Here is a 22,566-nt window from a genome sequence, read left to right as displayed (position 1 = left end):
AGCGATCGAGCCATCTCCGGTTCAGTGGCAAAACATCAAAGGCAAAAAGGAGGGCAGCCGGCCCCGGGGACAAGGGGACTGGGGCGAAGCCGGCTGCCGGAAGACGATGAGGCTTCCGGCGGTTAGGCCTCCGCCGCCTCGTCGTCGTCATCTTCGTCGGGGTCTTCGCCGGCCAGGATCGCTTCGGCAATCAGGCCGGCGTTCTGGCGCACCGCCGCCTCGATCTTGGCGGCAAGGTCGGGATTGTCCTTGAGGAACGTCTTGGCGTTTTCGCGGCCCTGCCCGATGCGCTGGCTGTCGCAGGAGAACCAGGCGCCCGACTTCTCGACCACGCCGGCCTTGACGCCGAGGTCGATCAACTCGCCGAGCTTGGACACGCCTTCGCCATACATGATGTCGAACTCGACCTGCTTGAACGGCGGCGCGAGCTTGTTCTTGACGACCTTGACGCGGGTCTGGTTGCCGATCACCTCGTCGCGGTCCTTGATCGCGCCGATGCGGCGAATGTCGAGGCGGACCGAGGCGTAGAATTTCAGCGCGTTGCCGCCCGAGGTGGTTTCCGGCGAGCCGTACATCACGCCGATCTTCATGCGGATCTGGTTGATGAAGATCACCATGGTGCGCGAGCGCGAGATCGAAGACGTGAGCTTGCGCAGCGCCTGGCTCATCAGGCGCGCCTGCGAGCCGGGCTGCACGTCGCCCATCTCGCCTTCGAGTTCGGAGCGCGGCACGAGAGCCGCGACCGAGTCGACCACCAGCACGTCGATCGCGCCGGAGCGCACCAGCGTGTCGGCGATCTCGAGCGCCTGCTCGCCCGCGTCGGGCTGCGAGATCAGGAGGTCGTCGACATTGACGCCGAGCTTACGGGCATAGATCGGGTCGAGCGCGTGTTCGGCGTCGACGAAGGCGCAGATGCCGCCCTTCTTCTGGGCTTCCGCGATGGTGTGCAGCGCCAGCGTCGTCTTGCCGGAGGATTCCGGACCGTAGATTTCGACCACCCGGCCGCGCGGCAGGCCGCCGATGCCGAGCGCGATGTCGAGGCCGAGCGAGCCGGTCGAGATCGCCTCGATATCCATCGCCTTGTCGTTCTTGCCGAGCCGCATCACCGAGCCCTTGCCGAACTGGCGTTCGATCTGGGACAGGGCGGCCGTCAGCGCCTTCGACTTGTCGGCTTTTTCCATCGGACTTCCATCAACAACACGAAGCGCAGGCTGGCTCATCGGTGGCTCCCTATATGCCCTCAGATTCGACACCCCGACAACGCGCCCCCCGCCTTATCCAAGCCATTGTGCGCATTTGATTTTGCGCCCTGGCCGAACCGTGGAGCATCCCCGCCGGGTCAGCCGGCCCCCGCCGACTGAGGAACCATCGTACACTATTTGTTCTCCGTTCGCAATATGTTCTTCCCCAGAATTTGGTGCTGGCCTGTTTCGACCCCTAGTGGCCTAGTTTGATTTTTGGAGTGGCCTACTTCGGTTTTTGTACTCACTTATGAACCATTAGCTTCTGCGCTGCGTTTACTCCCCGACATATGGGGGGATCGCCGTGGAAGTTGTTTCGATTCTATACGTGGAAGACGAGGTTCTCCTTCAGGGCGAAATCGAAGCGGCGCTTCAAGAGGCGGGCTTCACCGTCGCAACAGCAACGCTCGGTAAGCAAGCCCTCGCAATGCTGGACGCACCGGAAGCCAACTATCGGGCATTGGTCACGGACATCCATCTAGGCCCTGGACCGATCACGGGGTGGGATGTGGCGAGACATGCCCGCGAACTGCACCCAGAATTGCCGGTTGTTTATGTAACCGGTCACGGCGCAGATGAATGGGCGGCTCAAGGTGTCCCCAACAGCGTGTTAGTGACAAAGCCGTTTGCGCCGGCCCAAGTGGTGACTGCGGTATCGCAGCTTATCAACCAAGCGACCTCCGCGCCGCCTGCCCCTGAGTAGGCCGCCCCAATCGGCGGGTATTGGCCTGTTTCGACCCTAGTGGCCTGATATACGGAAAAGATCAGCGAACGTTGGGTCTTGTATTATTCAGAATAGACACCATTTATATAATGTACTTGAGAAATCCTTTTCAGGTATTTGAGGAAAAATACTATGACGAATATTTCGGTCAATACCGATGAAACCAAGAAGACCCCCGTCGAGGGCGCTCCCGCCAAGCCGGCCGAGCAGAACCCGGGCAATCAGTCGAAGCCTTCCGAGCAGCAAAAGTAAGTCGTCGTCCGACTTCGTAGACCCCAGCTTGGAAGCAGGGAGCCCGGCATATTGCCGGGCTTTTCTTGCACTCGACCGCTGGGAAAACGAAGGCGGTACGGCCCGAAGGGACAATCAATGAAAAATCATAAGGCCGCGGCGACTTATTTCGTTCCGCCACAATGGGCGGTCGCCACACTCGCCGTCGTTGTGATGTTTATGGCGATGTACGCTTTTCGCCTGGACTGGACAGCGCTCGCGCCAAGCTACCCATGAGACATCACGCTCAGTTTGGGCTGACCGTGAATGAGAGCGGCTAACGCATAGCCAGCTCGGAGGCCGCCCTAACCGGCGGCCTCTTTCATTTCAGATGCGCCCATCCAGCGCTTTTTAGGCTCGTTCATGAAGGCGGAGCCATAATTTTTGTATTGCGAAACTACCAATTTTTTTTGCCGCTTTGTGAAATGGCACTGTCCATTGTGCGAAATATGCAGTTTTCACGATACGTTCTGACGTCCCCCCGCTGATGGGTCTCCAATTTTCAAATGGCCCCGGCGCAAGCGCACCCTTACACTTTCGGCGCGAGCAACAAGCAAAACCAGAACAAGCAAACGGGACATGGGGAGGATCGAATCATGATGCGCATCGCAGCGCTGGCACTGACACTGACCGCCGCACTGACCCTGGGCGGCTGCTTCGAGGGACCGAAAGGCGACGCCGGCCCGGCCGGTCCTGCAGGCCCGAAAGGCGATGCGGGTCCGAAGGGCGAAGCCGGTCCCGCGGGAGCGAAGGGCGAGCCTGGTCCGGCCGGCCCGAAGGGCGACAAGGGTGACAAGGGCGATGCCGGTGCGCCGTTCTATGTGGTGCGCGGCTCGGGCAACCTTGTCTGCGCGCAGGGCGGCCAGATCATCGCGCTGACCTGCAACGGCGCGCCCGGCACCATGTCGTCCGAAGGCGGCAAGGATGTCGGCCAGTGCGGCGCGGCCGCGGGCGTCGCGGTCTGCTCGCGCTGACGCCTGCGCGACTTGGAACAGCGAAGGCCGCCCTCGCCGGCGGCCTTTGTCATTTCAGCGCCGGCCGCGCAGCGTCAGCATCGCCATCGCGCCGGCGATGATCGTCAGCACGGCGAGACCGCCGAGCTGCTGCGAAGAGGCGTCGCCGAACAGAACCGCCAGCCACACACCCGCCAGCAAGGCCAGCGTAATGGGGCCTATAAAACGAGACTGGCTCATGCGCCGCACTCCCGCTACACTCGAGACCGATGGGGATGGGGTCCCCCGATAACCGCCGGTCCGGCTGATGACTCCTACCAATGCGCTTGGCGCAGGTAGGAGCTATGGCGGTGCAAGAACAATTTCTCGTCAAAGGTCTGTCGGATCGTCGTCGCGAATTCGGCCGTGTGTGCGCCCGCCGCGCACTACACTGTACAACTGCGTGACTGCGATGGTCCCCCGCCTGCCGCCCGATATATGGTTTGCGATCGCCGCCGCCATCGCCGTGCTGCTGTTCGGCATGGCGGAACCCGCCGGCGTGCTGGTCGCGGCTTATGTCGCGATGTGCGGCTACATCGCCTTCAAAGTTTTCGGCCGCGAGTAGACCCGGACGACATCGGCGTCACAGATCGGCGACGCCAACGCGATGGCGATAGACCATCTCCCATCCCTTCCAGCCGGTGAACAGCAGGATCAGCACCACGATCAGCGACAGCACGATGCCGCTCGGGATCACCGCGGCCGCGCCGTGTTCGTAGCGCGTGAACCAGTTGCAGAGTTCGATCAGCACGGCGACGATATTGCCGCCGGCATGCCACCACACGTCGCGTAGCGCACGGATTTGGCGGTCGCCGAACAGGTCGATCAACCCCATCGCCGCCGCCAGCGCGCCCATCACCAGGCCGGCGCCGAGCAGCCAGAGCGAGGCGGTGACCCATAGCGGGTTGCCAGAATACCAGTAGCCGAGGTCGGCCGCGAAGGTGCCGACGAAGAAAGCGACGGGAAACGGAATCAACATCGGATGAATCGGATGGCCGGCAATGCTGGCCGTGCTGCGCGGATTGGCCATTGGATTGTCCTAACTTGACCCGCCCCTGCTATGATTGATGTGAGATTCCATCATGGAAACGCGCGGCAGCGCGCTGCGGTTCCGCCGGCGGTGCAGCGGACGCTGCATTTGGGAATCGCGCGCTGCGCTTCGCAACCGATTGTCGCGGGAGCGTTTTCAAGCGAAGTGGAGCCCGGATCGCGTCAAAAGACGCGACAAAGCAAAACTAGAAACCCCGGCTTCGATTCCATCGAAGCCGGAAAGGCCCTAGCAGGTCCGCTTCGCCGCCGCGCCGCGCAACATCGCGGCGGTATGCATGAAGTCGCGGCAGCGGCAGATCTCGGCCTGCGGCTCGCCCTCGCCGTTCTGCACCGAGAGGCGGGCCGGCTTGCCGCTGCGGGCGAGATCCTGCACCTGCGCCAGCGCCACCCGCATCGCCATGTCGTCGGAGAAGTAAGGGCCCGACTGCTGCGGCCCCTGTTCGACGATCCAGCCGCCATGGGCCGGCCGTACAGCCACCACGGTGCAGTCCATTCCCATTCCTCCGACCCTTGAGGCCGCCCGGTCACGGGCGTCCTGTGTCGTGCCGGCCGTCGCAGCGGTGCGCGACGGTCCGGACTTCGTCCCGAATTTCGTTACGATATGTGCCATTAAAATATGAGATAAGTCTTAACCACCGGTCGACCAAAGGCCGAAACGGCCCGAAGCCACCTTGTTTGAGCCGTTATTCCGCCGGATTGGGCATGCACGGCTACCGCACCGGCTCGTGGGGGCCGGCCCCGTTAAGCACGCGGATTTACTGCGTTCCGAGCCTGCGATGGGCGGGCCCCGGTTTCAGCGCGTAAGGTCGCCGGCATGTCAGGAAGGGTGGCACCGATGGCTGATTGTTGGGTCCGGCTGGGCTTTGCCCTGACCGCAATCGTTCTGCTCACCGCCGCATTCTATCAGGTCAACACACCCCCGGCTGTCGGTATCGAAACCGCGGCGATCGGCGTGACGCAGCCCGCCAGGCGGTAAGCGCGCTCCGCGATCTTTTCCGCGGCTTTCCACGCAAGATTCGTTCGGTCCGGCCGCGCTTTGCAGCCATTTCTTGCAATTTGAAAATTTTATTTTGCGTACATATATTTTATACTTGAAATAAACCCGCGTGTTCTATAGCTGCTCGCGTATTAGGAGCAAGGGTTCGATGCGCGACGCCCAATATTTCATGGACAAGGCCGACGATTGCCTGCGGCTCGTGCGCCAGGCGCGCGAGGCTGCCGATCAGCTCGAAGCGATGGCCAGCGAATTCTGGGCGAAGGCGGTCGAGATCGACACCGAACGCGACCGCAAGGTCAAGAAGTCCGCGCTGTCGCGCGGCAAGTAAAGGCGTCGAGTAACCGCTGCAAATAAAGGCCGCAAGTAAAGGCCGCCAGTAACGGCGTGAAGTAACGGCGTGAAGTAACGGACGCGAGTAACGCCGCTCGCTCCGATGAAATTCTGCCGGCGCATTCTCGCAAGCCGCCGTCGTAACAAGTCGTAGTACCCCGTCACCGCCACGCGCGGCCCGCGTGGCCGCCGCGAAGCGGGGCGTTTGCGGCGTCGCGTACCAGCCGCCCTCGCCCCGACCGTCCCGCCTGCACCATGCGCGGATGCATGGCAGATATTTCAAATTACAACTTTTTAAACTTGAAATATTAACCGGCGCGGATCATGGTCGATACACAACCGATCCCGCGGATTTTCGTCCGCGTGCAACCGAGAGCCGAACCGTGACGAAGTCTTCCCTGACGGAACTGGCCGAAGAATGCCGAAGTCTCGTGCAGACCGCGCGCGAAACGGCGAGCCGCCTCGAATTCGTTGCCGATGAGCTTGCGGCCCGCGCCGCCTGGATCGACGAGGCGAACCCCGCCGCACCGCGCAAGCGCGCCTGCGGCGACGACAGCTAATACGATCGTTCTAGTTCTGCGGGCCGGCCGGCAGCGTGTCGCGCGCCGGCAACGGCTTCGGCGTCAGGTCGAACGCCATATGCAGCACCGGCGCGCCCCGCGCGTCGACCGCGGTCACCGTCCAGTCCGGCCACGACCCGTGCATGCCGCTTTCCAGTTGCGCCGCCTTCATGTCACGGATCTGGCGCACCGCCTCGCGGCGCAGCGCGCCGAATCCGGTCAGATCGACCCCTTGCGTGTCGCTGAACGTCCGCCGTCCGTCGCTGAAATGGAAATAGAACTTCGGCACGGGTCAGTCTCGCCTCACGCACATCGTTGCCTGGCGCACACGTCGCCACGCACGTCGTCACTGACGTACATCGTCCGCGACCAGCCGCCGCTCCGGTCCCGCCCTCGACCTGACCCTTGCAAGCGTCTGCGTCGATATCGTGACAAGTCTAACACGAGGCTTGCGCGGCTCGTCAAAACGCGAATGATTGTCATTCCAGAGGCTCGAACCGGCGGGGTTTGCCGGCATAATCTCGACGCCGACAGACTGAGGCCACCGATTATGCCGCGTGAACCGAATGCCGTCGATTTCTGGCGCGGCTTCGCACTCATTACAATTTTCATCAATCACATTCCGGGGCTTTATTACGCGCGCTTCACCCACGGCAATGTGTCGCTGTCGGATTCCGCCGACCTGTTCGTGTTTCTCGCCGGCTGGTCGGTGCGGCTCCTGTCCGGCGTCGGCGAGCGCCGGATGCCGACCCGCGACCTGATGCTACGGCTGACCGGCCGGGCGCTGGAGCTTTACGCCGCCCAGGTGCTGATCACGATGATCGCGATCGCCCTGCTGGCGGCGAGTGCGCTCGAATTCGCCAATCCGCTGCTGCTCGAATGGCACAACGCGGCCGCGGTGTTTCACGATCCGGTCCCGACCCATATCGGGCTTGCCGCGCTGACCCATCAGCTCGGCTATTTCGACATCCTGCCGCTCTATGTCGTGCTGATGCTGGTGGCGCCCGCCTTTGCCGCGCTCGATCGCGTCGCGCCGAACGCGGTGCTGCCGGTGTCGCTGGCGCTTTATCTCGTCACGCTTGTCTTTCGCCTGACGCTGCCGACCTGGCCGGTGCCCGGCACCTGGTTTTTCAATCCGCTCGCCTGGCAGCTTGTCTTCGTGCTCGGCTTCGTGATGGCCAAGGGCGACGCCGGCGCCGGCGCTTTCGTGCGCCGCCATATCGTCCAGATCAGGATCGCCGCGCTGCCGGTCGTCTTGCTCGGCGTGCTGATCGTGTGGTTCGGCTGGTGGCCGGACCCGACCAAGGTGCCCGCGCCGAAACTGTTCTTTATCGCCGACAAGACTTTCGTGACGCCGATCCGCCTGATCCAGTTCCTGTCGCTGGTCGCGGTGTTCTCGGTAGCGTTCCCGTATATCCGCCGGCTCGGCGCTTTCGCCTGGACGCGCCGGTTCATGACGCCGCTGATCGCCCTGTTCGCGATGCTCGGCCGCAATTCGCTTTACGTGTTCTGCGTCGGCTCGCTGCTCAGCCTGCTGGCGCAGGTGGTCCGCTACGTCTTCCGCGGCACTGTCGGCGTCGACACCGTCGTGGTAATTTCCGGCATCCTCATCATGGCGTTCACCGCATGGCTTGCAGAACTTCGAGAACGCGGACGCAAAGAGCGCCCGGTGCGCGCCTGATCGCCGCCGCCGCGGCGGCGATGCTGCTTGGCGCGGCGCCCGCTGTCGCGCAAGGCAACGCGCCGCAGTCCGCGCCCGCGCAGGAGGCCCCGTCGGAGGCGCTGCCGATGCCGGCGCTGTCGCGCTTCTGCCAGCCCGGCGCCAGCGCGCTCGCCGCCGAGACGGCGCTGCCGAACGTCGCGGCGGCGCTCGCCCGCGGCAAGACGCTGCGCATCCTGTCGTTCGGCGCCGCGCCCGGCCGCATCCGCGCCCGCGGCGATTACAGCGGCGTGATCGAGTCCATGCTGGAACGCGCGTTGCGCGGCATCGACGTCGTCATGATCAATCGCGGCGTTTCGGGCGAACTCGCCGCCAACGCCGCCTTCCGCATGAAGAACGAGGTGGCGCTGAACGAGCCGGACCTCGTGCTCTGGCAGGTCGGCACCAACGACGCCCTCGCCTATGTCCCGATCGAGGATTTCGCCGCCGCGGTGCGCGACCAGATCGTCTGGCTGAAAGACCACAAAATCGACGTCGTGCTGGTCGGCCTGCAATTCGCCAGCGAGATGCTGCGCGACACGCATTACAAGTCGGTCCGCGACACCTTGCGCAAGGTCGCCGCCGAGGAGGAAGTGCCGGTGATCCGCTTCTACGAGGCGATGCAGATCGTCAACGGCCCGACCGCCGCGGCGCCCGCCGCCGACGAGTTCGAGCGCGACGAGGCCGGCTACAATTGCCTCGCGCAATATGTCGCGCGCGCCATCACGCTCGGCACCTTCGCCAAGGGACTGAAGCGGCGGCCGCAATAACGCGGCCGCGCCTTACACGCCCAGATAGCGATGCAGCACGTCGGGGTTGGCCTTGATCTCGGCCGCCGGCCCTTCATGCGCAATGTGGCCGTTGTTGATGATGTAGACCCGGTTGGCGAGCGCGAGCGTCGCCGCGAGGTTCTGCTCGACCAGCACGATGGTCTGCCCCGCTTCCGCGAGATTGCGGCAGGCCTTCATCAGGTCGCGCACGATCACCGGCGCGAGCCCCTCGAACGGCTCGTCGAGCAGGATGATCTTGGGGTCGCGGACCAGCGCGCGGGCGATCGCCAGCATCTGCTGCTCGCCACCCGACAGATCCGTGCCGCGGCTGGTGCGCCGCTCCTTGAGCCGCGGGAACATCTCGTAGATGCGCTCGAGCGGCCATTTGGCATCCGCCGTCAGTCCGGCGAGGACGATGTTCTCCTCGACATTGAGGCTGCCGAAGATGCGCCGCTCTTCCGGCACCAGCTGCATCCCGGCCCGCGCGATGGCATGCGCCTTCTTGCCGGCGATGTCGGCGCCGTCGAACAGGACCGCGCCGCTGCGCGGCGTCACGACGCCCATCAGGCTCTTCAGGGTGGTGGACTTGCCGGCGCCGTTGCGGCCGAGCAGCGCCACCACCTCGTTCTTCTCCACGCGCAGATCGACGTCGAACAGGATATGGCTGTCGCCGTAATAGCTGTTCAGTCCCTTGACCTCGAGCAGGCTCATCAGTGGACCTCCCCGTGCATGCCGCCGAGATAGGCTTCCTGGACGAGCGCGTTGCTCTTGATTTCTTCCGGCGTGCCTTCGACCAGCACCCGTCCCTCCTGCAACACGGTGACCCGCTCGACCAGTTCGAACAGCGAATCCATGTCGTGATCGATGATGATCATGGTGCGGCCTTGGCTGATCGACTTCAGCAGGCGCACGGTTTCGACGCGCTCGCGCGGGCTCATGCCGGCGAGCGGCTCGTCGAGCAGCAGCAAGGATGGCGAAGTCGCAAGCGCAAGGCCGACCTCGAGGCGGCGCTTCTCGCCATAGGCGAGTTCCGACACCGGGGTTTCGAGCCGCTGCGTCAGATTGACGAGCTCGGCCGTGTGGTCGACCTGTTCGGTGAGATGCGGGATATTGCCGACGCTGCGGAACATGTCGAGGCGGAACTTGCCGCGAATATCGGCGAGCGTCGCGATCGTCAGGTTCTCGCGCACGGTCAGCCGGTTGAACAGCTGGTTGACCTGGTAGCTCTTGGTCAGGCCGCGCTGGCAGACGTCGGTGACGCTCATGCCGGTGATGTCCTGCCCCTCGAACATGATGGTGCCCGAGGTCGGCGGGATCTCGCAGGTCAGCATCTTGAAGAAGGTCGACTTGCCGGCGCCGTTCGGGCCGATGATGCCGCGCAGTTCGCCGCGGTTCACCGTGATATCGACGTCGCTGTTGGCGACGAGACCGCCATAGCGCTTGGTCAGGCCGGTCGCCTTGAGGATCGGCCCCTCGAAGTTCGACGGCGGACGGTGATGCGCCAGCACCGGCGTCGCCGGCGCGCGCGTGGCCTCGCCGACGCCGCGGCGCTGCTCGTCTTCCTCGGGCGTCAGCCCGAGTTCCATCGGCGCCTCCTCCGGCGCCTCCTTGACCTTCTTGCCGGTCGCGAGGTCATAGAGATCGACGATCGCGCCGATCAGGCCCCGGCGCAGGAAGCAGATCAGCAGCACGAAAATCATGCCGAGCACCAGCTTCCAGGCGGCGCCGAGATGCAACGCGGCCTGCAGGAAGTCCTGCAGGAACAGCCACAGCGTCGCGCCGACCAGCGGGCCGAACAGCGTGCCGGCGCCGCCGATCGCCGTCTGCATGACGAGCTGGCCGGAGGTGTCGAACACGAAGGCTTCGTAGGGCATGAAACCCTGCAGCACGCCGAGCAGGCCGCCGGCGAAGCCCGCATAGGCGGCCGCGATCACGAAAGCGGTCAGCTTGTAGCCGTGAATGTTGTGGCCGACCGCCTGGGCGCGCAGCGGATTCTCGCGCACCGCGCGCAGGATGGTGCCGACCGGCGAACGCACGATGCGCAGCGCGACGACGATGCCGACGAAATAGCAGACCGCGAGATACTGATAGAGCGACCAGCCGCTGGTGAAATTGATCGACGTGAAGCCGAGATTGAGCGTCGGCGTCGGCACGCCGGGCAGCCCGTTCTCGCCGCCGGTCCATTCCGAGAGCGGATTGAACTCGAGATAGAAGAACACTTCCGCGATCGCCACCGTGATCATCGCGAAATAGATTCCGGTGCGCCGCAGCGCGATCAGGCCGACCAGATAGCCGGTCACGGCCGCCGCCACGGTGCCGGCGACGATCGCCAGCGTCACGTAGGGGAACCCGGCGCGCGTCATCAGATAGGCCGCGAAGAACCCGCCGGTGCCGTAAAAGGCCGACTGGCCGAACGACAAGAGGCCGGTGTAGCCGAACAGGATGTCGAAGCCGATGCCGAACAGGCCCCACACCAGGATGCGGTTCACGGTGTCGGGCGCGAAGTCGAGATAGGGCAGCACCAGCGGCGCCAGGATCAGGCCGATGGCCGTCAACGTCTCGACGAGGAAAGGTCGCTGTTTAAGCATGAGAGCAATTCACCTATTCGCGGCCTTTGACGCCCAGCAAGCCGTACGGTCGCACCACCAGCACGACGACCATCGCGGCAAACAGCATGACGTAGGAGTAAGCGGGGTCGAACATCGAGGTGATGCTGATGATCTCGCCGGCGATCAGCCCGCCCAGGATCGCGCCGGGGAAAGACCCGACGCCGCCGATCACGACGACGACGAAGGTCTGCACCAGGATCGCCTCGCCGACGTCCGGCGCAATCGACACCACCGGTGCATTGACGATGCCGGCAAAGCCAGCCGCCATCGCGCCGATGCCGAATACCAGCATGAACACCTTGTAGACGTCGATGCCGAGCGCATCGACCATCACCGCGTCCTCGATGCCGGCCCGCACGATCATGCCGATCCGCGTCTTGTAGAGCACGATGAACAGTGCGAGCAGCGCCACCGCGACGATGCCGAGCAGCGCGATGCGGTAGGTCGGGTAGAACATGAAGCCGAGATTCATGATGCCGACCAGCGGCGGCGGCGGCGGCACCATCTTCGAGAGGCTGCCGAAGAAGAACCGCACCGCTTCGACGAATACGATGCCGAGGCCGAAGGTGACGAGAAGCTGGTCCTCGTGCGGGCGCGTATAGAAGTAGCGGATGATGACCCGCTCGACCACGATGCCGACCACCATGACGAACAGCGAGCCGCAAAGCACCGCGACGATGAACGAGCCGGTGTAGCCATAGGCGACCCAGCCGGCATAACCGCCCAGCATGAACATCGCGCCATGCGCGAGGTTCAGAACGCCGAGCGTGCCGTAGATGATCGTCAGGCCGGAGGAGATCAGCGCAAGCAGCGCGCCGAGCACCAGCCCGTTGAAACATTGCGAAATGAAGTTGCCCCAGTTGATCACGATCCCGTCCCGTTCGTGTCCGCTATCGTCTCCGGCGCGTCGCCGGCCTCGACGGCCTGGTCATGGCGCGTCATGCGGTGACAGCCGGCGCGAGGGCGGGCTGCCTTGCAGCTCGTCCCGGCGCGCCGGCCGTTATGCGGAAAGCCGCCTCCGCCCTGCGGCGGAAGCGGCTCCTGTCACATCAGGTGTAGTCGCCGAGCTTGCAGCCGAAGGCGTCCGGCTTCTGCATCAGCGGCTCGCCCGGAACAACCTCGAGAACTTCCCAGAAGTCTTCCTTGTTCTTCATCGCCTTCGGCTCCTTGCCGCGGACGATGACGACCGGACGCACCAGCTGGTGGTCCTGCGGGCGATAATGGGCGTCGCCGACCATCGACGGGACGGTCTCGCCCTTTTCGTACTGCTTGATGACCGCCGGCGGATAGAAGGTGCCGGCCGCTTCCACCATCCGCGCCCAGTGGGCGAAGCTGACATAGGCGTTTTCCGCGCCCCACTCGGGGTGATAGCCGAACTTCTTGACGAAGGCGGCGTTGAACATCTTGGCGAGCGGATACTTGTCTTCCAGCGTCCACCAGTAGTCGGTGGCGGCGAACACGCCCGCCATCAGCTCCGGACCGGCTTCCTTCGCCAGGAACGGAATCTGGTACGGGATCACCATCTTCATCTTCGGCGTCAGGCCGAACTGCTTGGCCTGCTGCACCGACAGCACGGCGTCACGGCCCCAGTTGACGTTGACGATGACGTCGGCGCCGGAGTTCGCGATGTTGGTCAGGTACTGCGAGAAGTCCTGGGTGCCGAGCGGCGACACCTGATCGGTCACCTGCGTCCAGCCGCCGTTCTTGGTCAGGTACTCGTTGACCGACTTGGTGACGGTGTGGCCATAGGTGTAGTCCGGCGTCATGAACGCCGCCTTCTTGCCCTTGCCGAACGCCTTGACCAGCACCGGGCCGATCGCGTTCGCCGCGGTCTCGCCGTAGAAGTTCTGGCGGAAGCCGTAGCGCACGCAGTCCTTGCCGGTGGTGTCGTTCGAGCCGGAGATGCCCGAGACATAGAGAACGTGTTCGCGCTGCGCGAGCTTGTTGGTCGCAACCGCGACCGCCGACGAGGTCGAGCCGGTCAGCAGCACGGCCTTGTTCTCGGAGATGGCGCGCTGGTGAGCCTGCACGGCGATGTTCGGCTTGGCGCCCGAATCGGCGACCACCATCTTCACTTCCTTGCCGAGCACGCCCTTCTTCAGGGTCGGCACAAATTTCTTCATCAGCTCGTGGCCGGAATTCATGTGCTCGACCGCGAGCTGCCAGCCCTTGAGCTCGTCTTCGCCCTGCACCGCATAGGCGCCGGTGCGCGGCACCGCGATGCTGACGGTGACCGAATTACCTTTCGAGCCTTCCGGCCAGGTGCCGATCGCCGGCTCGTTGGCCGCAAAGGCCATGCCCGCGAAGCCGGGCAGCATCATGCTGCCGGCGAGACCCGCACTGCCCTGCAGCAGCGCACGGCGGGACACGCCGTTATCGTCAAAAGAAAATGCCATATCAGTTCTCCTCCCTTATGAGGTTCATTCGAGGCGTGCCCCGAATGTGTTTGTGTATTTTTCTCGACGACGATGTGTTCGCTCGTCGCTGACGGCTGCCGCGAAAGCCCCCAATGCAACAGTCGTGTCATCCAACGCGCCAATTCGTTTGCGCGCCGATGCCGTCATTGTTGCAAATTCCGTCATGGAGAGCACGTCGCGTCAATGCCACTTTCGTTCGAGAAAATTTTTCGTGGCGATCCGCGATGCAATGAATGTCGGTGCGCATGCTTCAACGAAAGCTGCACGCATTATCGCGTCACGTGCGCGCGCACTAAGTGCTCTCGTGCAGCGACTATCGTTCAATTAAGTTTGCCTATGGAACTTTCTCGCGCAGATGATGCGTGACGGATGCTCGCGCGTATCGTCTTCCGACGCATGACGACGACGCAGAGCGCGAGCCTTCATTCACGCGCATCGCAACGCGCGTAGGAGATAAAGACTCCGCCGACGCGGAAGCGCCCTCGCCCGAGGCGGCCGTGTCATGGGCTTCGGTTCGCTCACCGCGCGACACGACGAAAGTCGAAGACAGAGGCCGGATTCCGCCGTTTCGTTATCCCGCGCCGGCGATGTTGCAGTGCGGTCGGAACCCTGCTTGCCAAATCGTCCGCTTTTCGTTTCTGTCCTGCGCCGGCCGGCATCCCGCCCCGCCGGCGAGGCCGCCCATCGCCGAAGCAGTCAGATGACCGAAACCGCCAATCCCGCCACCCTTGCGCAACCGGAATCCGGGCTGGTCCGCCCGCTGGCCGTCGCGCTGTCGCTGATCGCACTCGCCATCATGGTCGCCGCGATTGTCATCGGCAATCAGTGGTTCCTCACCTACGTTCACATCATGGCGGGCGTGCTGTGGACCGGCATCGACCTGTTCATGGGCTTCATCGTCGGGCCGGTGCTGCGGATGACCGCGCTGCCGGTGCGACGCGCCGTGATGCTCAATCTTATTCCGCGCACCATGTTCCTGATGCCGAGCCTGTCGATCATCACCTCGACGTCGGGCTGGTTTCTCGCCTCGCAGATCGGCTATCTCGATCTCGGCTATCCGGAATTCTGGTGGGTGATCGCCGCGCTTGCGATCGTCACCGTGCTCGGCGTGCAGGGACTGTTCTACCTGCTGCCGACCAACATCCGTCTCTATTACATCTACAAGCGCCCCGACGCCGACCCGGCCGAGATCGGCCGCGTGATGGGTTCCTATATCCGCGTCGTTGCGATTCAGGGCACGATGCAGGTCGCGATCATCGTCGTGATGGCGAAGTTCGGCTCGGGCCTCTGATCCCGCGAGCGCCCGCGCATGGTCCCGAAAAGTGGGGACCGGTTTCCCGCCTTCGCGAAGTCCGCTTCGGCGGACGAAGCGAGGCCGGATAAGACCATGCGCAAAAATTAGTCGCGATCGATGCAAAGCCAGACGCCGCCGCGCGAGGCCGACTGCACGCGGATGCGCAGGTCGCGCTTCGGATTGTCGTAGTCGCCGGTCCAGCCGAATTCGAGATTGACGCCGCCCTGCTCCGCGGCCTCTGCGATCCGGCCGCAGAAATCCAGTCCGCCGAAACGCTCGCAGAATTCGTAGAGATTGATTCCCACCGCCGACTGATTGTAGCCCGACAGCCGCGCCTCGGTGTCGCTGTAAAACCGGATCAGGCCGTCGAGATCGAGCAGCATGACTCCGAACGGCAGTGCGTTGATTTCGGCCTGGCTGAGCTTCTCGATTTGATGGGCAAGATCGGGGGCATCGAAATCGACTTTCGGTCCAGCCATGGCTTCCCCTTCCGAACGTTTCTTCTTGTTTGCCGTTTCTTATCGTTTGCCGCGCGCTGACGGCGGCGGCATCTGAGCATGCCGGCCCATCCGGCGCAGCCCTCATTTCATCTTACACACGAAATTTGTCCGGCCTGAAAATTTTAAGGTTGAATAGTCGGCGTCTCAGATTTGAGGCACCTGATTTTATGCGGTCGAGAAATCGACCGTACACAAATGAATTGTTCGCGAAATGTTTTCGCCGCGAAGAACTAGCCGCCGACCCTGATGTGCGCGGCATCCACCGCGCGCTTCATCCGGACGAGTTCGCGCGCGATCTCGGCGCGAAAAGCGTCGGGCGAGTTGCCGACCGGCCGCGCCTGCTGCAAGGCCAGCGTGTGTCCGACCTCCGGTACAGCCAGCGCCTTCACCACGGCGGCGTTCAGCCGCGCGACGATCGCCGGCGGCACGCCCGCCGGCGCGACGAGGCCGAAGAAGGCCATCCAGTTGAGGTCGGCGAGGCCCAGTTCCGCGAAGGTCGGCACCGCCGGCAGCGCGGCGACGCGGGCCTCGCCCGAAACGCCGAGCGCGCGCAGCTTGCCCGCCTGCACCTGCGGCAATGAGGTCGGCAGGTTGTCGAATAGCACCTGGATCTGCCCGCCGATCGCATCGCTCATCGCCGGCCCGATGCCGCGATAGGGCACATGCACGAGGTCCGTGCCGGTCGCGAGCTTGAACTGCTCGCCCATCAGATGCGCGACCGAGCCGTTGCCGGACGAGCCGTAGCTGAGCTTGCCCGGCTGCGCCTTCGCCAGCGCGATGAACTCTTTCATGTCGCGCGCCGGCACCGACGGGTGGACCGACATGATGTTGGGCACCGCGGCAATATTGGAAATCGGTGCGAGGTCTTTGGTCACGTCGTAAGGCAGGTTGCGATAGGCGGCCGGGTTGATGGCGAGGGTCGAGGCGGTGCCCATGCCGAGCGTATAGCCGTCGGGCGGCGCCTTCACGATCAGCCCGGTGCCGAGCGAACCGCCCGCCCCGGCGTGGTTCTCGACCACGACCTGCTGTTTCAGTTCGGCGGCAAGCCCGCGCGCAACGACGCGGGCGATCACGTCGGTCGAGCCGCCCGCCGCGAAGGGCACGATCAGCGTAATGCGTTTTGCGGGGTACGCGCCTTGCGCGCGCGCCGCGCCGGCCAATGCGCCCGCGCCCAGAGCAACAAGAAGCGCGCGGCGATTGATGGAATGGATAAGCACGCTCACCCTCTCCCCTCATCCTGAGGAGGCGCGCAGCGCCGTCTCGAAGGATGAGGCCGCCCACGCCGCGCAAGCAAAGATACACGGCTCCAATCGCCATCGATCAGAGCCTGTTTCTTGGCCCTGCTCCAGCCTTTGATTTTTCTCTCCGTTGCAATCGCGTCCACCGTGTTGGGAAAGTGCTCGGAGAAAACGAGCTTCACCGGCCGACGCGCGGCCGTATAGCCGTTGAAAGCGCCAGCGTTATGCTCGGCGACACGTTGGCTGAGAGCCTTGCGTGTCGTTCCGACATAGAAATGCCCGTCGGCGCAACGCAGAATGTAAAGAATGGCTCCGCTCACGGGCCTCATCCTTCGAGACGCGCCTGACGGCGCTCCTCAGGATGAGGATTATCGTTGCGGGAAGTCAATCTCTCCTCATCCTGAGGAGGCACCATCAGCGCGCGTTCACGCGCGTCTCCGACGCGCGATGGCGCCGTCTCGAAGAATGAGGCCCGCCTCACCTAGCCCAGATTCAGCTCTTTGAAGAAGTCGTTGCCCTTGTCGTCGATGACGATGAAGGCCGGAAAGTTCTCGACCTCGATCTTCCAGATCGCCTCCATGCCGAGCTCCGGATATTCCTGCACCTCCACTTTCTTGATGCAGTTTTCCGCGAGGTTCGCCGCCGAGCCGCCGATCGACGCCAGATAGAAGCCGCCGTGCGTCTTGCAGGCCTCGCGCACCTGCGCCGAGCGGTTGCCCTTCGCGACCATCACCATCGAGCCGCCGGCCTCCTGGAACTGGTCGATGTAACTGTCCATCCGCCCCGCCGTCGTGGGCCCGAACGCACCGGAGGCGTAGCCCTCCGGCGTCTTGGCCGGGCCGGCGTAATAGACCGGGTGGTTCTTGAAATAATCCGGCAGCCCCTCGCCGCGCTCCAGACGCTCGCGCAGCTTCGCGTGCGCCAGATCGCGCGCGACGACCATGGTGCCGGTCAGCGACAGCCGCGTCTTCGGCGGATACTTGGAAAGCTGCGCGAGGATCTCCTTCATCGGCTTGCGCAGATCGACCTTCACCACCTCGCCGCCGGCGAGCTTGTCCTGATCGACGTCCGGCAGATACTGCGCCGGATTGTGCTCCAGCTCCTCGAGGAAGATGCCGTCGCGGTTGATCTTGCCGACCGCCTGGCGGTCCGCCGAGCATGACACGCCAAGTCCAATGGGTAGTGACGCGCCGTGGCGCGGCAGGCGGATCACCCGCACGTCGTGGCAGAAGTACTTGCCGCCGAACTGCGCACCGACACCGGTCGACTGCGTCATCTTCAGCACTTCCTGCTCCATCTCGAGATCGCGGAAGGCGTGGCCATCCTCCGAGCCCCTGGTCGGCAGCGTGTCGTAATATTTCGTCGAGGCGAGCTTCACCGTCTTCATGGTGAGTTCGGCCGAGGTACCGCCGATCACGATGGCGAGGTGATAGGGCGGGCACGCCGCGGTGCCGAGCGTCAGCACCTTCTCCTTCAAAAACGCCAGCATGCGGTCATGCGTCAGGATCGACGGCGTCGCCTGAAACAGGAACGCCTTGTTGGCCGAGCCGCCGCCCTTGGCGATGAACAGGAACTTGTATTCGTCGGCCGGCGCGCCCTCGCCTTCGGCATAGATCTCGACCTGCGCCGGCATGTTGGAGCGTGTGTTCTTCTCCTCGAACATGGTCAGCGGCGCGAGCTGCGAATAGCGCAGGTTCTTTTTCAGATACGCGTCGCGCGCGCCTTCCGCGAGCGCGGCCTCGTCGGAGCCGTCGGTCAGCACCGCGCCGCCCTTCTTGCCCATGATGATCGCCGTGCCGGTGTCCTGGCACATCGGCAGCACGCCGCCGGCGGCGATGTTGGCGTTCTTCAGGAAGTCGAAGGCGACGAACTTGTCGTTCGCGCTTGCCTCCGGGTCGTCGAGGATCGAACGCAACTGCTTCAGATGCGCCGGGCGCAGCAGGTGATTGATGTCGGCGAAGGCGGCCTCCGACAACAGCCGGATCGCCTCGCGCTCCACCACCAGCATGTCGCGGCCGAGCACCTTCTCGACCCGCACCCCCGCGGTGCCGATCTTGCGGAACGGCGTCTTGTCCTTGCCCAGCGGAAACAAAGGCGTGTGCTTGTAGGGCGGCAGTGTCGGGGGCGTGACCGGGGCGTTCATCGCGGCATCCTTTGGCGGCAAAACGGGAGGTTCCGCTCTGCCATAGCTGGAACGGCTCCAAAGAAAAAGGGGGAGCGGTTCAAGGGAAAGTCCCACTTTTAGAGGGTCATGCCGCGCCATCCTCACGCACGGAATAACAGCCTTTCATGGCCGCCCGCGGGCCGTTACCTTCGCCGGATGCCGCGCGAACAGCACTTCTGGAACTCGGTCGCCCTCGCCGTCTTCGTGGCGCTTTCCGCCATCTCGGTGGCGCTGGTCGACGCCTATGGCAACCGCGACTTCGACGCGCTGGGCTTCCTCGACCTGACGCTGATGGGGCTGGCCGCCTTCCGCATGGTGCACCTGCTCACCTACGACAAGATCTTCGAGATGGTGCGCGCCGCCTTCATGGACGAGAAAGGCGGGAGGCTGAAGAAGGCCGAGCGCGGCTGGCGCCGCCTCGTCTGCGAATTCCTCGAATGCATCTGGTGCACCGGCATCTGGTCGGCGCTGGTCGTGGTGACGATCTACCTGCTCGGCTTCTGGGGCCGCTTCACGGTGCTGCTGTTCGCCGTCGCCGGCATCGGCTCGCTGCTGCAGCTGGTGTCGAAGGCGGTGGCGAAGAGGAGTGAGTGAGGGGAAGATTAAATAGTAGGGCATTAGCTCAGCTATGCCCCATGCCAATCTAAGGAAATCATTTCATTCATAGGTTGCAATAGCTTGCGCCCACAATACAATTTACTCGGGCTTGGGGGCCTGCAATGCGTGGCGTGCTGAATATTGCTGCTCTTATAACGTCGCTTGTCGTGTCCGGTTGTGTCACGACATCGATGCAAGGTTACGCTGATCGTCAGTTACCGTCCAAACCAATTCGACATATCGCCGCCTTGGTAAGCGCACCGGGAGCTCTCGGCCCTCAGATTCAAACCAGCGTTAATGAGGAGGCGCAAAAACGCGGCGTTGCTTCGCAAGATGCTTTGATTATTTTTCCTCCAACCCGAAATTATTCTAACGATGAAATTCGCCGCGGCCTTGCACAAAATGGAATCGATGCGGTGCTCACAATTCAGGTTGGTGACACAGGCGTCATAAGTCAGTATGCGGGAACCATTTTTCAAAGCCACACTAGTGGCACCTTTACCGGAACAGGTACGGCAACAACTTTTGGAAATTCTACCAACATCTCAATTGGTGGCGTCTCTCAACAATCTACTTTTGGTAGCGCAACTCCGATCTATCGACACAGTCGTAGAACGGAATTTCACGCGCGCCTCATTGAAGCTTCCTCTGGAAGGACTTTATGGATTGGGAACGGTCAAGTAAGCGCGAGTGGAAGGCTTTTTGTCGGAGACAGAACAAGCGCGTCGAGTTCCATTTCCGCGATTTTTGATGATCTACAACAAAAGCAAATTCTAAGCCCAACTTCCTAGAAGGACGATGTAGGAGACACTGCGGACTCCTCAAAGAAGACAGAGACTCCTCCTTCTCACTTCCCCTCCTGCTTCTCCGCATACATATCGACCAGCGAGCGGATCATGCGCTGGTAAGGCACGCGGCGTTTCTTCGCCTCGCGCTTGAAGTAATCGAGCGAGCGCTTCGACAGCGACAGCGTCACCTTCACATGATCCTCGCGCGGCACCAGCGCGTCGGGGCTCGGCAGGAAATCCTCGATAACCCTGACGCGGCCGATCTCGCCGGCGGTGTATTTAACGGTTCTGTTGCTCATAGATCGCCTTTCCTTTCCGCCAGTAACCGGCGCCGAAAATCCGGATGCGTCCGCCGCGCCAGGTGAAGCGCACCGTCATCACGCCATTGCCCACAATGCCGAAGCAGAAATAGCGCTGTTCGGCACCGCTATGACCGAGGTCTTCGGCGATGACGCGGGCGGGATCGAAAAATGCTCGCTGCGCCAGCGCGAAGGCCACGCCATGTTTCGCGCGATTGGCGCGGTCCTTGGCGTCGTCCCATTCGAAGCTCGCGTCCCGCGCCATCGTATGGTCAAATTACCATACTTAAATATGGTCTTCAATTGTCGTTTGACAAATCCGCGTATAGGATTATAGTCATACCCATCCCGCCCCACCATCGGGGCGTCTGATCAGCGTCATTTGGCGCGGGGCGGGTCCGGCGGCGCTTGGGCGGAGATCGGCCCTTGACGCAACCGGAGCCGGCCGATGCGGCGCGTCCCTCAAAAGACGCGCAACAAAAGCCGGTCACGCGGTGGCCGTTTCGCGCGCGACGCAGCGCGCGGATGGCAGGCGGAAGCCGCGCGATCCCCATCCGGCAGGCGGCCGGAACAGCGGCGGGTACAACGGTCCCCCGCCGGGGCTTGCGCAGGCGACGTCTTCAAACACCGCGCGCGGGACGCTGGAGATGACAGCGTTCGCGGCGACTACGCTCGTGTGACTAAAAACTCACCTGTCACACGGGGCCGAGGACGCGGCTTATCGTCCGGCGTTCCGCGCGCCCGATGCTTCGGGAAGGAACGTAAGTTACGACAGGTCCGGCGTACCCCGCGCCGTTAAAGAACAGGGGCGATCCCGCACACCCTCATGGTGAGGAGCCCGCCGTAGCCCGAAGGGCGAAGGCGCGGCGTCTCGAACCATGAGCCAGGAGCTTCATCCTTCGAGACGCCCGCCTCCGCTAAAGCTTCGGCGGGCTCCTCAGGATGAGGTCACAGACCAAGGAGTCCGCCACCTCCCTCTCACACCACCCTGCACTGTCCCGGCTGCCCCATCGCGCATTCCAGCGCCTTGCGGTCCCATTTGGCGAGGCTGGCGGCGGCCTCGTAGGTCGAAACAAGGAAATCCATCAGCGCCGCGTCGGGGTCGCGCGCGGTGCGCACGGCTTCGTAAGGCAGCAGAAACTCGCCGAGTGGTTTCGACCAGAACGCAGCCTGCGGCTTCACGCGCGCGTCGGCGAAACCCTGCGGCCCCGGATAGGCATAGGAATAGAACGCCGCCTCGTCGTAGCCGCCGCCGCCCGGCCAGAAGCCCGCGCTCGACACCTCGTGCGAATAGGCCTCGCAGGCGACGTCGTCGGACAGGCCGGGCACGCCGCCGGGATGGGGCGGCGCGGTGCGGCCGGAAAACCGCGTCACCGCGAGATCGAACGAACCCCAGAAGAAATGCACCGGGCTCGCCTTGCCGAGAAAGCCGGTGCGGAAGCGGGTGAACACCTGATGCGTCGCCAGCAGCGCGCGCCAGAATGTGTGCGCGGCGTCGCGGTCGTAGGAGGCGTGCACGCCGTCGGTGTTGAACGGGATAGCGCCGGGGATTTCGCTGGGCCGCGGGTCGATCGTCACCGCGATGCCGAGGTCGCGCAGCGCCTTCATCACCTCGCCGTGGAACTCCTTGGTCGCGGTCGGCCGCAACAGCACTTGTCTCGTATGGTCGCCGGAGGTGCGGATCATCAGGGCGTGGTCGATGAAGTCGAACTCCATCTCGAACTCGCCAAGTCCACCAGATGTGCCCGCCGGCTCCGCATAGGGGATCGGCCCGGTGGTCAGGCCGCGCGCCGAGACGTAAAGCGCGACGTGCCAGGAGTGGTTGAGCCACGGCGTCAGCGCGAGCCGCACCTTGCCCACAATTTGCGTCCACAGATGCAGCGTGTCCTTGGTGTCCTTCCAGGCGGCGTAAGGCAGCGCGGGCCAGCGTTCGCTCGTCGTCATGGTCGCCTCCTCGGTCGCCGCAAACCGTCGCACAAGGGCGCCGCGCAGGCAAAGCCTCCGGGCACGCGCCGCATGGCGAACCT

At 63.6% G+C, this 22,566-nt stretch carries 27 protein-coding genes and 1 riboswitch; of the genes, 11 read left to right on the top strand and 16 right to left on the bottom strand.

Going from position 1 to position 22,566, the window contains the following annotated elements; genetic code table 11:
- Nucleotides 1-122: 122 nt before the first annotated feature.
- Nucleotides 123-1,220 carry a recombinase RecA gene (gene recA, locus AB7F10_RS03225; protein WP_428557711.1) on the bottom strand — a complete coding sequence of 366 codons (1,098 nt, stop codon included), beginning with the start codon at nucleotides 1,218-1,220 and terminating at the stop codon, nucleotides 123-125.
- Between the two features lie 325 nt (nucleotides 1,221-1,545).
- Here recA and AB7F10_RS03220 point away from each other — a divergent pair, with 325 nt between their 5' ends.
- Complete coding sequence (locus AB7F10_RS03220) at nucleotides 1,546-1,944, top strand: response regulator (RefSeq protein WP_428557712.1); 399 nt, start codon at nucleotides 1,546-1,548, stop codon at nucleotides 1,942-1,944.
- 887 nt (nucleotides 1,945-2,831) lie between these two features.
- Nucleotides 2,832-3,209 carry a hypothetical protein gene (locus AB7F10_RS03215; RefSeq protein WP_428557713.1) on the top strand — a complete coding sequence of 126 codons (378 nt, stop codon included), beginning with the start codon at nucleotides 2,832-2,834 and terminating at the stop codon, nucleotides 3,207-3,209.
- 54 nt (nucleotides 3,210-3,263) lie between these two features.
- Here the strand turns inward: AB7F10_RS03215 and AB7F10_RS03210 are convergent, their stop codons facing one another.
- Complete coding sequence (locus AB7F10_RS03210; RefSeq protein ID WP_428557714.1) at nucleotides 3,264-3,428, bottom strand: hypothetical protein; 165 nt, start codon at nucleotides 3,426-3,428, stop codon at nucleotides 3,264-3,266.
- 22 nt (nucleotides 3,429-3,450) lie between these two features.
- A riboswitch (Fluoride riboswitch) is annotated at nucleotides 3,451-3,512 on the top strand.
- A gap of 127 nt (nucleotides 3,513-3,639) precedes the next feature.
- On the opposite strand from AB7F10_RS03210, the gene AB7F10_RS03205 reads away from it, so the two are divergent.
- Nucleotides 3,640-3,792 (top strand): hypothetical protein, encoded by a 153-nt coding sequence (locus AB7F10_RS03205; RefSeq protein ID WP_428557715.1) that lies wholly within the window; start codon nucleotides 3,640-3,642, stop codon nucleotides 3,790-3,792.
- 18 nt (nucleotides 3,793-3,810) lie between these two features.
- On the opposite strand, the gene AB7F10_RS03200 is transcribed toward AB7F10_RS03205, so the two are convergent.
- Nucleotides 3,811-4,257 carry a DUF2231 domain-containing protein gene (locus AB7F10_RS03200; protein WP_428557716.1) on the bottom strand — a complete coding sequence of 149 codons (447 nt, stop codon included), beginning with the start codon at nucleotides 4,255-4,257 and terminating at the stop codon, nucleotides 3,811-3,813.
- Between the two features lie 246 nt (nucleotides 4,258-4,503).
- The gene (locus AB7F10_RS03195; protein WP_428557717.1) at nucleotides 4,504-4,770 is read right to left on the bottom strand and encodes a hypothetical protein; all 267 of its coding nucleotides are present in this window, start codon (nucleotides 4,768-4,770) and stop codon (nucleotides 4,504-4,506) included.
- Nucleotides 4,771-5,112: 342 nt separating this feature from the next.
- On the opposite strand from AB7F10_RS03195, the gene AB7F10_RS03190 reads away from it, so the two are divergent.
- The 3 genes from AB7F10_RS03190 (at nucleotide 5,113) to AB7F10_RS03180 (ending at nucleotide 6,164) form a co-directional block, all read left to right on the top strand.
- Complete coding sequence (locus AB7F10_RS03190; protein ID WP_428557718.1) at nucleotides 5,113-5,253, top strand: hypothetical protein; 141 nt, start codon at nucleotides 5,113-5,115, stop codon at nucleotides 5,251-5,253.
- A 169-nt stretch (nucleotides 5,254-5,422) separates the two neighbouring features.
- Nucleotides 5,423-5,602, top strand: a complete 180-nt coding sequence (locus tag AB7F10_RS03185; RefSeq protein ID WP_428557719.1) for a hypothetical protein — start codon at nucleotides 5,423-5,425, stop codon at nucleotides 5,600-5,602.
- Nucleotides 5,603-5,987: 385 nt separating this feature from the next.
- Nucleotides 5,988-6,164: a hypothetical protein gene (locus tag AB7F10_RS03180; RefSeq protein WP_428557720.1), complete on the top strand. Its 177-nt coding sequence runs from the start codon at nucleotides 5,988-5,990 to the stop codon at nucleotides 6,162-6,164.
- Between the two features lie 10 nt (nucleotides 6,165-6,174).
- Here the strand turns inward: AB7F10_RS03180 and AB7F10_RS03175 are convergent, their stop codons facing one another.
- On the bottom strand, nucleotides 6,175-6,453 hold the full coding sequence (locus AB7F10_RS03175) for a DUF6894 family protein (protein WP_428557721.1): 279 nt from the start codon (nucleotides 6,451-6,453) through the stop codon (nucleotides 6,175-6,177).
- A gap of 261 nt (nucleotides 6,454-6,714) precedes the next feature.
- On the opposite strand from AB7F10_RS03175, the gene AB7F10_RS03170 reads away from it, so the two are divergent.
- Together AB7F10_RS03170 and AB7F10_RS03165 are read left to right on the top strand one after the other, a co-directional pair.
- Nucleotides 6,715-7,845 carry an OpgC family protein gene (locus AB7F10_RS03170; protein WP_428557722.1) on the top strand — a complete coding sequence of 377 codons (1,131 nt, stop codon included), beginning with the start codon at nucleotides 6,715-6,717 and terminating at the stop codon, nucleotides 7,843-7,845.
- A gap of 20 nt (nucleotides 7,846-7,865) precedes the next feature.
- On the top strand, nucleotides 7,866-8,633 hold the full coding sequence (locus AB7F10_RS03165; RefSeq protein ID WP_428557723.1) for an SGNH/GDSL hydrolase family protein: 768 nt from the start codon (nucleotides 7,866-7,868) through the stop codon (nucleotides 8,631-8,633).
- Nucleotides 8,634-8,645: 12 nt separating this feature from the next.
- Here AB7F10_RS03165 and AB7F10_RS03160 read toward each other — a convergent pair whose 3' ends face one another.
- The 4 genes from AB7F10_RS03160 to AB7F10_RS03145 all read right to left on the bottom strand — a co-directional run bounded on the left by AB7F10_RS03160 (nucleotide 8,646) and on the right by AB7F10_RS03145 (nucleotide 13,638).
- Complete coding sequence (locus AB7F10_RS03160) at nucleotides 8,646-9,344, bottom strand: ABC transporter ATP-binding protein (protein ID WP_428557724.1); 699 nt, start codon at nucleotides 9,342-9,344, stop codon at nucleotides 8,646-8,648.
- Nucleotides 9,344-11,221: an ABC transporter permease subunit gene (locus AB7F10_RS03155; RefSeq protein WP_428557725.1), complete on the bottom strand. Its 1,878-nt coding sequence runs from the start codon at nucleotides 11,219-11,221 to the stop codon at nucleotides 9,344-9,346. The genes AB7F10_RS03160 and AB7F10_RS03155 overlap by 1 nt, the downstream gene beginning before the upstream one ends.
- Before the next feature lie 13 nt (nucleotides 11,222-11,234).
- Nucleotides 11,235-12,110 (bottom strand): branched-chain amino acid ABC transporter permease, encoded by an 876-nt coding sequence (locus tag AB7F10_RS03150; protein WP_428557726.1) that lies wholly within the window; start codon nucleotides 12,108-12,110, stop codon nucleotides 11,235-11,237.
- A gap of 181 nt (nucleotides 12,111-12,291) precedes the next feature.
- Nucleotides 12,292-13,638 (bottom strand): substrate-binding protein, encoded by a 1,347-nt coding sequence (locus AB7F10_RS03145; protein ID WP_428557727.1) that lies wholly within the window; start codon nucleotides 13,636-13,638, stop codon nucleotides 12,292-12,294.
- A 721-nt stretch (nucleotides 13,639-14,359) separates the two neighbouring features.
- On the opposite strand from AB7F10_RS03145, the gene AB7F10_RS03140 reads away from it, so the two are divergent.
- Complete coding sequence (locus tag AB7F10_RS03140) at nucleotides 14,360-14,950, top strand: hypothetical protein (RefSeq protein WP_428557728.1); 591 nt, start codon at nucleotides 14,360-14,362, stop codon at nucleotides 14,948-14,950.
- Between the two features lie 107 nt (nucleotides 14,951-15,057).
- Here AB7F10_RS03140 and AB7F10_RS03135 read toward each other — a convergent pair whose 3' ends face one another.
- From AB7F10_RS03135 to AB7F10_RS03120, 4 genes are all read right to left on the bottom strand, one after another.
- Nucleotides 15,058-15,432 carry a hypothetical protein gene (locus AB7F10_RS03135; RefSeq protein ID WP_428557729.1) on the bottom strand — a complete coding sequence of 125 codons (375 nt, stop codon included), beginning with the start codon at nucleotides 15,430-15,432 and terminating at the stop codon, nucleotides 15,058-15,060.
- 251 nt (nucleotides 15,433-15,683) lie between these two features.
- Entirely contained in the window at nucleotides 15,684-16,670 is a 987-nt protein-coding gene (locus tag AB7F10_RS03130) for a Bug family tripartite tricarboxylate transporter substrate binding protein (protein ID WP_428557730.1), read from the bottom strand.
- Between the two features lie 2 nt (nucleotides 16,671-16,672).
- Entirely contained in the window at nucleotides 16,673-17,011 is a 339-nt protein-coding gene (locus tag AB7F10_RS03125) for a GIY-YIG nuclease family protein (protein WP_428557731.1), read from the bottom strand.
- A gap of 161 nt (nucleotides 17,012-17,172) precedes the next feature.
- Nucleotides 17,173-18,834: a fumarate hydratase gene (locus AB7F10_RS03120; RefSeq protein ID WP_428557732.1), complete on the bottom strand. Its 1,662-nt coding sequence runs from the start codon at nucleotides 18,832-18,834 to the stop codon at nucleotides 17,173-17,175.
- 177 nt (nucleotides 18,835-19,011) lie between these two features.
- Between AB7F10_RS03120 and AB7F10_RS03115 the strand changes: the two genes are divergently transcribed.
- Together AB7F10_RS03115 and AB7F10_RS03110 are read left to right on the top strand one after the other, a co-directional pair.
- On the top strand, nucleotides 19,012-19,449 hold the full coding sequence (locus AB7F10_RS03115) for a DUF1360 domain-containing protein (RefSeq protein ID WP_428557733.1): 438 nt from the start codon (nucleotides 19,012-19,014) through the stop codon (nucleotides 19,447-19,449).
- Nucleotides 19,450-19,574: 125 nt separating this feature from the next.
- Nucleotides 19,575-20,243, top strand: coding sequence for a hypothetical protein (locus AB7F10_RS03110; protein WP_428557734.1), 669 nt, complete (start codon nucleotides 19,575-19,577; stop codon nucleotides 20,241-20,243).
- Between the two features lie 56 nt (nucleotides 20,244-20,299).
- Here the strand turns inward: AB7F10_RS03110 and AB7F10_RS03105 are convergent, their stop codons facing one another.
- From AB7F10_RS03105 to AB7F10_RS03095, 3 genes are all read right to left on the bottom strand, one after another.
- Nucleotides 20,300-20,539, bottom strand: coding sequence for a hypothetical protein (locus AB7F10_RS03105; RefSeq protein WP_428557735.1), 240 nt, complete (start codon nucleotides 20,537-20,539; stop codon nucleotides 20,300-20,302).
- Complete coding sequence (locus tag AB7F10_RS03100; RefSeq protein ID WP_428557736.1) at nucleotides 20,520-20,804, bottom strand: BrnT family toxin; 285 nt, start codon at nucleotides 20,802-20,804, stop codon at nucleotides 20,520-20,522. The genes AB7F10_RS03105 and AB7F10_RS03100 overlap by 20 nt, the downstream gene beginning before the upstream one ends.
- A 713-nt stretch (nucleotides 20,805-21,517) precedes the next feature.
- The gene (locus AB7F10_RS03095; protein ID WP_428557737.1) at nucleotides 21,518-22,483 is read right to left on the bottom strand and encodes a DUF5996 family protein; all 966 of its coding nucleotides are present in this window, start codon (nucleotides 22,481-22,483) and stop codon (nucleotides 21,518-21,520) included.
- Nucleotides 22,484-22,566 lie beyond the last annotated feature (83 nt).

Origin of the sequence: Pseudolabrys sp. (assembly GCF_050250095.1) — a bacterium.
Classification (GTDB): domain Bacteria; phylum Pseudomonadota; class Alphaproteobacteria; order Rhizobiales; family Xanthobacteraceae; genus Pseudolabrys.
This window is presented reverse-complemented; position numbering and strand designations above follow the sequence as displayed.